Genomic DNA, 11,677 nt, shown 5'->3' with positions numbered 1-11,677 from the left:
GAACAGCCCATCACCCCTGACGACGCAAGCCGTCAGAGCAGGCGATTCCTATGCCCCGCTGTCCCGCATGGACTTTTCGAGGAGCGTGAACGACTTGGGCGTTCCGCCCGGCTGCGGCTTGCCCTCCTTGCGTCCGGCAACCTGGTAGCCGGCATTGAGGTAGTACGCATTCAGACGTTCGTTGCCGGCCAGGCAGTCCAGACGCACCAACGGTAGGCCCGCCTCGGCCACGCGGCGCTCCGCAACTCGCAGAAGCTGCAGCCCCGTCCCGGGCGGGACACTGCTGTGGTCGACCATCAGCCGGTGCACATAGCCGGCTGTCGGTGGCTGCGGCCCCCAGGCGTCCTCGTCCTCCCACCACAGCTCCCATGCCCCGACGACGCGATCGGTACGGCATGCCGGACGCCCCGGCCGCGAAGGGCACGAAGGACCGTACGAAACCGACGAAGCGGCCGGTGAAGACGGCCGTGCCGCCACGGCGCCGAAGGAAGGCGCGACCACGCTCGATGCGGTGTCCTGTGGGGACGCGGCGGCGCAGTCTCTCTGCGCGGGGATGGTGCTGGTACCAGCGCCCCAGGGCGTAGCCCGCGTTGTCCCCGGCGATCCCGCCGCCGATCACGGCGGCGGTGAGCGGGACGGGGTCGAGTTGGCCGTGTGCCGACAGTGCCGCGGCGAGTAGCACGAGGGTCTCCCCGGGCAGGATCAGGCCGATGAAGGCGCTGGTCTCGCCGGCCACGACAAGGAAGGTGAGGACGTACGCCCACGGGCCGGCGGTTTCGACGAGGTGATTGAGGTTCACGACGGTCAACCCGTCCGGCCCGGCGGCACGACGACCCGGGGCGATGGCACGGCGGGGCCCTCGGGCGCGCTCCGGGACCGGGCCTGCAGATAGCCGGCCACGCCCCAGCCGAGCTGCGCCAGGGCCACGCCCGCGAACGCGTCGAGCACATAGTGGTTGGCGGTCAGGACGACTGTGGCGTCCATGGCTACGGTGAGTGCCACGGCCAGGACGCGGAGCCAGACCTTGCGGGTGGCCGCGAGCACCGCCATCGTCATCAGCAGGTTCCAGCCCACGTGGAGACTGGGCATCGCCGCGTACTGGTTGGTGAAGGCGGGCGGTTGCAGCACCCGGTAGGCGTGGGACTGCTCGGTGACGGTATCGGTCATGCCGAGGCCTGCCAGCCGGGGCGGTGCCACAGGGAACGCGGCGAACGTGATCAGACCGGCCGCACCGGAGAGCAGCATGGCGCCGGCCGCCCTCGCGTACACCTCGGCGTGCCGGGACAGCAGCCAGACCAAGGTCGCGGCGATGACGGGCCAGTGGCCGAAGATGTAGATCCAGTTGAGAACGCGGGTGACCGTGGGCTCGTCGACGACAAGGCCTTGCAGCCATGACTCCCAGTTCAGGTGCAGAGCCCCCTCGGCCGCATGGACGAGGGTGGCGTTGTGCAGCGCCTGCTCCTGGGAACTGTCGGTCAGCCCCCGGACGGCGAAGTAGCCGGCGACAGCCGCCACGACGACGGCGGTGCGGGGGAGGACGCGCGGGTGCGGGTGGCGGGCCACCGCGGGAGACGCGGCGTGCGACCGGACACGGCGTCGTACACCAGGTGGCGGGCGTGGTGGGCACGGGGCGTGATGGTGCTCATCGCGAGACCGCCCGGGAGTCCCGGTGGTCACCGGCGAGGCCCGGAATCGGTGCGGGGCCGGGGCCCAGCGGGGCCCGCCACAGTGGGACGACGATCCGGGTGCCGTCGGTGTCGCCGCTACGGTCCGGCGGGGTGAGCGAATCATCCATGCCTGCCTCCTGATCAGCTGTGATCGAACGAGTCGAGGAACATGAGGCCTTCCTCCTGTTATTCCGGCGGGTGGAAGTGACGAGCAGGACAAGCCTGGCTATGACCAGAATCACGGCGCCACAAGGCAGGCCGGGAATACATGCGCCATCATGTTGTTTGGAGTACATGCGAAGTCATGTATCAGCAAGGAGTGCAGCATGCAGTTCGGCATCTTCGGTGTCGGTGACATCTCGCCGGACCCGACGACGGGTTACACCCAGAGCGAGGCGGAGCGGATCAGCAACCTGATCAAGATCGCCCGGCGGGCAGACGAGGTGGGCCTTGACGTCTTCGCGCTGGGTGAGCATCACAACCCACCGTTCGTGATGTCCTCTCCGCCGGCTCTGCTCGCTCATATCGCGGCGCTGACGGAGCGGATCGTCCTGAGCACCGCGGTGACTCTGATCACGACCAATGACCCGGTGAAGATCGCTGAGGACTATGCGATGGTGCAGCACGTCGCCAAGGGGCGGCTGGACCTGATGCTCGGACGCGGGAACACCGTCCCTGTGTACCCGTGGTTCGGCAAGGACATCCGCGAGGGTGTTGAACTCTCCCTGGAGAACTACAACCTGCTCCACCGGTTGTGGCGTGAGGACGTGGTCGACTGGGAAGGAAAGTTCCGCACCCCGCTGCAGGGCTTCACCTCCACCCCGCGCCCGCTGGACGACGTCCCGCCGTTCGTGTGGCATGGCTCGATCCGCACCCCTGAGACCGCGGAGCAGGCGGCGTATTACGGCAACGGGTTCTTCGCCAACCACATCCTGGCGCCGAACTTCCACTTCAAGCCGCTCGTCGATCTCTACCGGCGGCGGTTCGAGCACTACGGCCACGGCACTGCCGAGCAGGCCATCGTCGGGCTGGGCGGCCAGGCGTTCATCGCCAAGCGTTCCCAGGACGCGATCAACACCTACCGGCCCTACTTCGAGAACTACCCGATGTTCCGCGGCTCGAAGCTGGAGGACTTCATGGCCGGCACGCCGCTGACAGTGGGCAGTCCCCAGGAGGTCATCGAGAAGGTGCTCACCTTCCAGGAGGGATTCGGCGACTACCAGCGCCAGCTCTTCTCCGTCGACGCGCTCGCCCTCCCGGTCGACATGGCGCTGGAGCAGGTCGAGCTGCTGGGCACCGAGGTGGTCCCGGTACTGCGTAAGGAGATGGAGGCGCGCCGCAAGCCCGGGGTGCCGGACGCACCGACGCATGCTTCGCTGGTCAAGGCGAAGTACGGTGACGCCGAACCGCGCCGGCTGCGGCCGAACCCCAACCGGGGCGACAACCTCTCGGGTACCTCGCCTTACCAGGACAGTGCTCCGGACCAGGCGGCTCGCTTCCCGGGAGGGTTGCGATGACGGCTGTCAGGGGCTCGACGAGGTTGGCCAACGAGGCCTGGGAAGCGATGTTCAGGGCGCAGGCCACCCTGGTGCGCGAGTTCGAGTTCGACGGTGACTGGGGCGACGTCGCGCCCCGGGAGTACGGCGTGCTCTACGCCCTTGCCGACGCCGAGGATGGTTTGCGTATCACCGATCTGATCGACGACGTCCTGTTGACTCAGGCGGGGGTGTCCCGGCTGGTCGCGCGGCTGGAGAAGCGCGGCCTTGTCGAGCGTCTCGCGGATCCCGACGACGGCCGTGCCTGCCGCATCGTGCTGACCAGTGAGGGACGCGATGTCCAGCGGCGCGTCGGTCGTGCGCACGCGCGGCATGTCGCGAGGGCGATGACCCGCGCGCTCACCGCGGCAGAGCTGGAAACGTTGCGCGACTTCGGAAAGGCACTCGTCGCCGCAGCTCCCTCGGCAACCTCGCAGCACTCCGCGTCGGATTCAAGGAACACCGCATGAACAACGAGTCCGTCGGCCCCCGACAAGTCCTGAGCATCACGGTCGTCAATGCCGGCGTGAGTGATCCGTCTTCGACCCGGCTGCTGGTTGACCGGATCGCTCAGAAGAGTATCGACGCCCTCCGCGGCATGGGCATCGTCGCGAGTGTGCGCTCGATCGATCTGGGACCTCTCGCCGTTGAGATCGCACGGTCGATCGTGTCGGGGATGCCCGACCCGAAGGTGCAGGACGCCATCGCACAGCTCGCCGAGTCGGACGCGATCATCGCCGCTGCTCCGGTCTACAAGGCAGGGATCAGCGGTCTGTTCAAGTCGTTCGCCGACCTGATCGACAACGACCTGCTCATTGCCAAACCGGTGATCCTTGCCGCCACCGGCGGCTCGGCCAGGCACTCCATGGTCGTCGACGACCACCTGCGACCGTTGTTCGCATTCCTGCGGGCGATCCCGATGCCGACCTCCCTTTACGCCGCACCGGAGGACTGGGGCTCCACCGACCTCGGCAAGCGCATCGCCCGCGCGGCCGGCGAACTCGCCACCGTCCTGCGCAGCGGCGCCGGTCGTGACATCGCCGACGGCAACTGGGCGGGTTACCAACACACGTTCGGCGGCAACGCCACCCGCGCCGAACGCGGCGTCGACGACGTTGACTTCGACACCGATCTCATGCGCCTGGCCACCGGCGGAACCGCACGACCCCCGGCCGGTGACCGGACCGATGTACGCTGACGCGCTCGCTCCGGCTCGGGGAGCCGCAGGGCCGGAGCGAGTGGGTGGGCGCGCGACGGTGGTGGTCATAGGCGGCGGGCAGTCTGGGCTCTCGGCCGGCTACCACCTGAAGCGGCGCGGCTTCACCAACGCCCTGACAGGCCCGGGTGGTCCTGACGGCGGCCGGACCTTTGTGGTGCTCGATGCCGAACCGGCAGCCGGTGGGGCGTGGCGGCACCGGTGGGAGTCGCTGCGGATGGCGACCGTGAACGGCATCTTCGACCTGCCCGACTTCCCGCAGCCACCCGTCGACCCCGACGAGCCCAGTCGTACAGCGCTGCCGCGCTACTTCGCCGCTTTTGAGCAGGCGACCGATCTGCCGATCCTGCGGCCGGTGACCGTCACCGCCGTACGGCGTGCGGATGCCCGGCCCGACGGGGAGCTGGTGGTCGACTCCAGCGCAGGGAGGTGGACTGCCCGGGCGGTCATCAACGCCACCGGCACCTGGACCAACCCCGTCCGTCCCCACTACCCGGGGCAGGAGAGTTTTACCGGCATTCAGTTGCACACGCACGACTACGTCTCGGCCGACCGGCTCGCCGGCCTGCGGGTCGCCATTGTCGGCGGGGGCGTCTCGGCACTCCAGCAGTTGGCGGAGATCTCCCGGGTGGCCACCACGTTCTGGTACACGCGTCGCGAACCGGTCTTCCTTGACGTCGGGTTCGACCGCGAGGTCGTCGGCCGTGAGATCGTCGCCAAGGTTGCCGCCGATGTCGAAGCGGGCAGGCCCACCGGTAGTGTCGCCTCCTACACCGCCCTGGCCTGGACTCCGTATGCGTTGGCTGCAAAGGAGCGGGGGGTACTTGAGCGTCGTCCCATGTTCACCGCCATCGAGCCCAACGGCGTCCGTGAGGCGGACGGTTCCTTCACTCCGGTGGACGCGATCGTGTGGGCCACGGGTTTCAAGGCCGCCCTGGCGCACCTGGAGCCTCTGGGGCTGCGCAACGAGTTGGGTGGGATCACGATGCGTGGCACCCAGGTGGTCGGCGAGCCACGCGTGCACTTGGTCGGTTTCGGACCGTCTCAGTCCACAGTCGGCTCCAACCGCGCCGGCCGTGAGGCGGTCAACGGCCTGTTGCGGCAGTGGAACGCTGCTTCGAACGGTCCGCTGAGCGGCTCAGGTTCCGCGGCAAGCGCCTACGCAGGGGGGACCTCGAAGACGTGACCCGCCCCGTCGCCACTCCCAGGGGCAGGGCGATCGCGATCGCCCTGCGCCCAGGCATTCGGCACGGCTGTCTACTTGGTCGATCCTCCTGGCTTCGGCGTGATGATCGGCCGCTTCCCACCAGGGCACGAGCATGACCGAGGCCTGAACGGCACTGCGTCATGTCGGCCCGACAAGCAGTCCAGTAAAAGAACCAGAGGTTGTCTCATGAAGTTTCAGGTCCTCGACATCCTGCCGAACCTCAAGAATCCGGTGACCGGGCGTGAAGTCCCCACCGACGAGCGGTACTCCCAGGCGCTGACCTCGGCACGCTACGCCGAGCAGTTCGGATTCGACGCGGTCGCGCTGGGCGAGCGGCACGCCGGACCCTTCCTTTCCAGCGGCGTCTCGGTCGTGCTCGGTGCGATCGCCGCGACCACCAGCCGGGTCCGGATCCAGACAGGTGTCTCGGTCCTGTCGATCCACGACCCGTTGCGCCTCGCCGAGGACTACGCCACTGTCGACCAGCTCTCCCGCGGCCGGTTCGAGCTCGTCATCGGCAAGGGCAACGAGTTGCGTCAGCTGCCGATGTTCGGTATCGAGAACGGCGACCAGTGGGACGCGCTGGCGGAGAAGTACGAGCTGCTCCGCCGGCTGTGGCGCGAGGAGAACCTCTCCTGGCAGGGGCGCTTTCGCGGACCGCTGAACGAGGTCACCAGCCTGCCGCGTCCCTTCGCCGGCGCTCCTCGCGTGTGGCACGGGTCGGCGACCACGCTGACCTCGGCGAGCCTCGCGGCGAAGTGGGGCGACCCGCTCTTCTCCGCCAACGCCATCCAGCCTCGTGAGAAGTACACCGCACTCATCGACCACTACCGCACGGAGTACGCCAAGCACGGACATGACCCCCGGTTCGCCTATGTCGCCGCGGGTGCGGGCTTCCTCTACCTGGCCGAGACGACCCAGGAGGCGCGGAAGGCCTTCGGGCCGACGTACGAGCAGATCATGGCCTTCTTCAGCAAGCCGGGGAATCACACGCCGGGCAACGAGATAGAGTTCCCGACCATCGACGACGCCATCGAGCGTGGCCCGGTCCTGGTCGGGTCGCCGCAGCAGATCGCCGAGAAGATCCTCTGGTTCCACGAGGGGTTCGGACACGATCTGCAGTCCTTCAACCTCCCGACGATGATCCCGCATGAGCAGCAGCTCAACATGCTCGAGCGGTTCGCCAGTGAGGTCATACCGGTTGTCCGCAAGGCTGCCCCGACGACGCTGTGGAGCGATGAGGACCCCTACGGAGGGCGCCCCGCCGTCCATGGCCGGACTGTCGCCGACGCCGCCACGGAGATCGAGCGGGCGCAGCGCTGAAGCCACCCCTTTCACGGGCGCAGGGGCCACGACCGTGGACACGCGAACGCGTGTACCGCCATGTCGGCGCGGCCCGGCGATGGCGGACATCGAGGTCGGCGGGAACACCATCACCGTTGCTGTCTGTGCCTGGTGCGGTCTGCCCAGGTCGATAGAGCCGTGGCGGTTGCCGAGCAGTGCCACCGTCGCCGTGCCGATTCCCTCAACACGGTTCCCGCGGCGGCCTCGATCGTGCTTGGGAGGAGCTGCGCGGTTGGTACCAGGACGCCTTTGGACGTGCACGATTCGATGACAGCCGAGTCTTCCTGCGCGTTCGCAGCCGTGGGAACCGGGCCCGCTGGTGGTCGGTGGCTACGTGAGGCAACCGAGTGAGAGCGCGGTGCCATCGGGGGCCCCACTGGCCACGGCACGGCGGCGGGCTGGGTGGTGGTCGCGCCGGCGCGCAGGCCGGGAGGGCACAGGACCGAACGCGTGCAACTCCGGGCGAGAGCAACCGGGCGGAGGGCCTGGGGGTGTCCGTGTCCGGGTCCTGCGTGCCCGCGGGAGTGTTGTCTCTGGTCGGGAGCGCGGGCGTTGTGGCGCGCTGGTCGGCTGTTTCGGGCCGGGAGTGGGCAGGGCCGGATGCGGCGGTAATTCCAGGCCGCCCCACTTGGTTGAGGGTATGGCACGGTCCTGAGCCCGCGATTCTCCCCGCCTATACTCAACAGCATGGGCAGTACGCGTTCGGGCACTGCGTGTAATGCCGAACTGAGTGTCCTATGCTCACGCCGGGCCCGGGTGACCCCGCAGGAGGTCGGCCTCGCGACGAAGGCAGGTCGGCGCGTGCCACGACTGCGACGCGAGGAAGTCGCTCTGCCGGCCGGGGTGACGCGAGCGGCCTCACGTGAGCGGCCTTGAGCCAGAATGGAACTGTGCGAAGGCCGCCCACAGAGCGCGGGGGTCCGCCACAGGGCCGCATGCCGACCCCCCGGCTTGTGGAGGTGTACTACATTGCAATCGATGCGGCTGAGCAGGAGCTTCGCCTTTCTGCTCCTCAGCGTTGCGCTCTTCTCGGGCGTACAGCTGGCACTGGCTGTTGCTCACATACACGTCATGGGACTGCCGGAGTATTCCGTACTGATCCCTGTCGTGGCCAGCGCTCTGTTGCCGCTGCGGCAGACCATGATCGTGGGCCTTTTCAACCTCACCGCTGTGATTGCTATCTACGGGACTCTGCGCCAGGACATCGGGTACGCCAGTCAAATCACGGTCATCATGGCGTTGGCAGTCGCGCTGGGCATCAGCCTGGCTGTCTGTCGCGTCCGTATCGCAGGGTCGAGACGCCTGAATCGCCTCATGATCGCTCGCGAGCGGCTCATGTTGCTCAGCGAGGCCAGCGACCGTGTCGGCAGCACCCTGAATGTGGCTCGAACCGCCGAGGAACTGGCTGAAGCGGCAGTTCATCGCTTCGCGGACCACGCCGCCGTGGACCTCTTCGATTGCGTCCTGCAGGGCGAGGAGCCCAGCCTCGGGCCTCGCAGGGGCGAGATCACCTTGCGCCGCACGGCCTGGCAATCCGCCTTGGCCGTCCCCCCGGGAACCGCACGGTCGGGCGCGGCCGTCACCTACTGCCCCGGGTCGGTACCCGCCCTCAGCCTGATGACGGGCGCACCCATGCGCGTGGAGATCACCGATACCGGCGATGCCGCCTGCTGGCCTGTGGATGCCGTCGGCACCGACACGCATGCACCCCACTCCGCGCTGGCGGTTCCCCTCCGTGCCCGGGGAGCGACCCTCGGTGCGGCGCTCTTCACGCGCTCCCGGGGCCGGGACCCCTTCGACGCCGATGACGTGCTACTGGCGCAGGAAATCGGGGCACGAGCCGCAGTGTGCGTGGACAACGCCCGCCGCTACACCAGCGAGCGCAACACTTCCCTGGCGCTTCAGCGAAGCCTCCTGCCCCAGGTGGTCCCGAAGCACCCGGCGGTGGAAGCGGCTACTCGCTATATGCCTGCGGACTCCCGGGCTGGAGTGGGCGGCGACTGGTACGACGTGATCCCGCTCTCGGGGGCCCGAGTCGCGCTGGTGGTGGGCGACGTGGTCGGGCACGGCCTTCATGCCTCGGCAACGATGGGGCGCCTGCGCGCCGCGGTACGCACTCTCGCCGACATCGACCTGCCGCCCGACGAACTGCTCACCCACCTCGACGACCTCGTCATCCAGCGACGAATGGTCAGGGACCACGCGCAGGAGGGCAGCCGCGACGTCGGAGCGGATTACGGTGAGGTCGGTGCGACCTGCCTGTACATGATCTACGACCCGGTCTCGCGGCGCTGCACAGCCGCGCGCGCCGGTCATCCTGCACCCGCCCTGGTGCGTCCGGGCTCACAGGCCGAGCGTATGGATATCCCTGCCGGTCCTCCGCTGGGCGTGGGCGGACTCCCCTTCGAGACGGTCGAACTGCACCTGCCCGAGGGCAGCCTGCTCGCTCTGTACACCGACGGTCTCATCGAGTCCCCCGTTCACAGCCGGGATGAAGGGTTCAAGCGCCTGCAGAAATCCTTGTCCCAGCCGATGCCCTCCCTGGAAGAGCTGTGCGACCACGTCCTGGATGCGGTGGACGATGATCGCTCCCGAGACGATGCCGCCCTCGTCATCGCCCGCACCCAACAACTCGACAGCAGGCACGTTGCCACGTGGGACCTGTCAGACGATCTCGCCGCGGTCGCTCGTGCCCGCAACCTCGCCTCGCTCCAGCTGGCAGACTGGGACCTGCAGGAATCGACGTTCACCACAGAAGTCGTGGTCAGCGAGTTGGTCACCAACGCCATCCGCTACGGCGGGGGCCCCGTGCAACTGCGCCTGATCCGCCAGGACACCTTGATCTGCGAAGTGTCCGATGGCAGCAACACCGCTCCCCACCTGCGCCGGGCTCGGGTGTTCGACGAGGGCGGCCGCGGGCTGTTCATCGTGGCGCAGCTCGCCGAGCGCTGGGGCACACGGCAACGGTTTGACGGCAAGACCATCTGGGCCGAACTGGGACTGGAAGCTTGATCTTTAACATCGCACGTCTCCCGACCTGCTGAGATCTCCTGTTCCAAGCAGGTGACGCAAGTCCTGCCGTCGAGGCGTGCGGCAGTGTCCGGGGGCCTGGCGTCCGAAGTTGTGCACCACATCGGCCTGCGTAAAGCCCTCTCGCGACGGATGGGCGCAGGCTGCACATGGCGGGCCGCCAGCCCGCTCGTCGGCGGACTTCAGGGTGCATGAGCTGTTCTGTCAGGCTGATTGGCCCGGACAGTGGGCGCAGCGGCGTGGCTCGGCCCAGGGCTCGGTGCGGGCGATACCTTCTCGAACTGGCGAAGCGCGTGCATGAGGTGTGCGCCTGCCGAACACCTCATCCGACCAGGTCAGGCTGCCGGCTCGGGTGGCGGGGCGCGGGGGCCGCCTCCCTCGGAGGAAGGGCCGCCCTCCTGAAGTAAGAGTATATGCTCGTATTGGGCGGGAAGCGACCCGCGCGAGAACCCGAATGACGCAAGAGGACGAACACATGAGTGAGATCAAACCGCGGTTCCGGAGGATCGACGGGCTGAACGTCCGGTACGCCGAGAGCGAGGGGCCCCGCGACCGCGTGGCCCTGCTGTTGAGCCCGTTCCCGGTCAGCCTGTATGCCTACGACGCGACCTGGTCGCGGCTGGCCGAGCACGCTCACCTCGTCGCGGTGGACCTGCCGGGGTTCGGGCATTCCGAACTCCGGGAGGACCTGCTGTCGCCCACGGCGATGAGCGAATTCATCGTGCGGCTCGCCGACGAGTTCGAATTGGTGAAGCCACACGTCGTGGGCCCGGACATCGGCACCAGCGCGGTGCTCTTCGCCGCGGCCCACCACCCCGACCGATTCCGCAGCGCCGTCGTGGGCAGCGGCGGGGCCGCGGTCCCGGTGCAGCTGGGAGGTCCGCTGAACGACTGGGTGCACGCCGAGGACCTGGCGCCGTACCGGGCACTGGGTCCCAAGGACATCGTGACGATCGCCCTCGACAAGATGCAGGGCTACGAGCTGCCGCAGATCGTGCGCGAAGACTATCTCGCGTCCTACGTGGGCCAGCGGATCGTCGACCAGATGACCTACGTCCGCGCCTACCCCGTCGAACTGCCGCTGCTGCGCGAGTTGCTGCCCGGCATCGAGACGCCTGTACGGATCATCGCCGGCCGCAGGGACCACGTGGTGCCCGTGGTGAACGCCGAATACCTGCACGAGCACCTGCCCAACAGCATCCTCGACGTCCTCGACGTCGGCCACTACGTCTGGGAGGAGGGCGCGGACGACTACGCCAGGATCGTCACCGACTGGTGGCGGGCGAACTGACCTTGCCGCGGGGCACCGCCTCCTCCATCGGGTCCGCAGCGTCGTGACGGGCGAGGCCCCGCTCGTGAATCGCGCCGGAGGCGAGGTGCGGCCGGCGATCGATGGAGCCGCTCCGCGCCCGTGAGCGGCCGCGGCTGCAGTCCGCGCCACGTTTTGATCTTGTTGATGCGGCGGCCTTCAGACGGGCCCGGCGCCTGCGCGGCATCCGTCGCCGCTCGTCCCGCCCGGGGCCCTCCCCTTCGCTGTCTTCCGCGTCGACCTGCGCCTTTCGTCTCTCCGCGCCGCCCCTTTTGTGTGCGTGAAGGAGGTGATGGGTGACCCACTTGCCACCCCTCAGATGAGAGCATATGCTCCTATCCGAAATGCCCGGACTGTGGATGTCCGCAC

The 11,677-nt window shown here is 68.3% G+C and carries 9 protein-coding genes and 3 pseudogenes; 8 read left to right on the top strand and 4 right to left on the bottom strand.

Features of this window, described 5'->3' with window-relative positions; all coding sequences use genetic code 11:
* Nucleotides 1-48: 48 nt before the first annotated feature.
* From VXC91_RS37430 to VXC91_RS37415, 4 genes and pseudogenes are all read right to left on the bottom strand, one after another.
* Nucleotides 49-384: pseudogene (locus VXC91_RS37430) on the bottom strand (GNAT family N-acetyltransferase); the annotation flags it as partial.
* A 61-nt stretch (nt 385-445) separates the two neighbouring features.
* A pseudogene (locus VXC91_RS37425) lies at nt 446-682 on the bottom strand (DedA family protein); the annotation flags it as partial.
* Between the two features lie 122 nt (nt 683-804).
* Nucleotides 805-1,515, bottom strand: coding sequence for a phosphatase PAP2 family protein (locus tag VXC91_RS37420; RefSeq protein WP_329511814.1), 711 nt, complete (start codon nt 1,513-1,515; stop codon nt 805-807).
* A gap of 127 nt (nt 1,516-1,642) precedes the next feature.
* A complete protein-coding gene (locus VXC91_RS37415) occupies nt 1,643-1,795 on the bottom strand; it encodes a hypothetical protein (protein WP_329511813.1) in 153 nt (50 codons plus the stop codon).
* Between the two features lie 198 nt (nt 1,796-1,993).
* Between VXC91_RS37415 and VXC91_RS37410 the strand changes: the two genes are divergently transcribed.
* The 8 genes and pseudogenes from VXC91_RS37410 (at nt 1,994) to VXC91_RS37375 (ending at nt 11,290) form a co-directional block, all read left to right on the top strand.
* Nucleotides 1,994-3,184 carry a CE1758 family FMN-dependent luciferase-like monooxygenase gene (locus VXC91_RS37410; RefSeq protein ID WP_329511812.1) on the top strand — a complete coding sequence of 397 codons (1,191 nt, stop codon included), beginning with the start codon at nt 1,994-1,996 and terminating at the stop codon, nt 3,182-3,184.
* Between the two features lie 23 nt (nt 3,185-3,207).
* A complete protein-coding gene (locus VXC91_RS37405; RefSeq protein ID WP_329511811.1) occupies nt 3,208-3,672 on the top strand; it encodes a MarR family winged helix-turn-helix transcriptional regulator in 465 nt (154 codons plus the stop codon).
* Entirely contained in the window at nt 3,669-4,400 is a 732-nt protein-coding gene (locus tag VXC91_RS37400) for a CE1759 family FMN reductase (protein ID WP_329511810.1), read from the top strand. The genes VXC91_RS37405 and VXC91_RS37400 overlap by 4 nt, the downstream gene beginning before the upstream one ends.
* A 40-nt stretch (nt 4,401-4,440) precedes the next feature.
* On the top strand, nt 4,441-5,604 hold the full coding sequence (locus tag VXC91_RS37395; RefSeq protein WP_329511809.1) for an NAD(P)-binding domain-containing protein: 1,164 nt from the start codon (nt 4,441-4,443) through the stop codon (nt 5,602-5,604).
* A 207-nt stretch (nt 5,605-5,811) separates the two neighbouring features.
* The gene (locus VXC91_RS37390; protein WP_329511808.1) at nt 5,812-6,948 is read left to right on the top strand and encodes an LLM class flavin-dependent oxidoreductase; all 1,137 of its coding nucleotides are present in this window, start codon (nt 5,812-5,814) and stop codon (nt 6,946-6,948) included.
* A 708-nt stretch (nt 6,949-7,656) separates the two neighbouring features.
* A pseudogene (locus VXC91_RS37385) lies at nt 7,657-7,818 on the top strand (transcriptional regulator); the annotation flags it as partial.
* Between the two features lie 129 nt (nt 7,819-7,947).
* Nucleotides 7,948-9,981 carry an ATP-binding SpoIIE family protein phosphatase gene (locus tag VXC91_RS37380; protein WP_329511807.1) on the top strand — a complete coding sequence of 678 codons (2,034 nt, stop codon included), beginning with the start codon at nt 7,948-7,950 and terminating at the stop codon, nt 9,979-9,981.
* A 493-nt stretch (nt 9,982-10,474) separates the two neighbouring features.
* On the top strand, nt 10,475-11,290 hold the full coding sequence (locus VXC91_RS37375) for an alpha/beta fold hydrolase (RefSeq protein ID WP_329511806.1): 816 nt from the start codon (nt 10,475-10,477) through the stop codon (nt 11,288-11,290).
* Nucleotides 11,291-11,677 lie beyond the last annotated feature (387 nt).

The organism is Streptomyces chiangmaiensis (assembly GCF_036281785.1).
Lineage (GTDB): Bacteria > Actinomycetota > Actinomycetes > Streptomycetales > Streptomycetaceae > Streptomyces > Streptomyces chiangmaiensis.
Note: the sequence above shows the minus strand (reverse complement) of the source record. Positions and strands in the feature narration are given on the sequence as shown.

Excerpts from the sequence above, each read along its gene's own strand:
- VXC91_RS37415 (WP_329511813.1), bottom strand. The coding sequence starts at position 1,795 with ATGGATGATTCGCTCACCCCGCCGGACCGTAGCGGCGACACCGACGGC.
- VXC91_RS37410 (WP_329511812.1), top strand. The coding sequence starts at position 1,994 with ATGCAGTTCGGCATCTTCGGTGTCGGTGACATCTCGCCGGACCCGACG.
- VXC91_RS37400 (WP_329511810.1), top strand. The coding sequence starts at position 3,669 with ATGAACAACGAGTCCGTCGGCCCCCGACAAGTCCTGAGCATCACGGTC.
- VXC91_RS37390 (WP_329511808.1), top strand. The coding sequence starts at position 5,812 with ATGAAGTTTCAGGTCCTCGACATCCTGCCGAACCTCAAGAATCCGGTG.
- VXC91_RS37380 (WP_329511807.1), top strand. The coding sequence starts at position 7,948 with ATGCGGCTGAGCAGGAGCTTCGCCTTTCTGCTCCTCAGCGTTGCGCTC.
- VXC91_RS37375 (WP_329511806.1), top strand. The coding sequence starts at position 10,475 with ATGAGTGAGATCAAACCGCGGTTCCGGAGGATCGACGGGCTGAACGTC.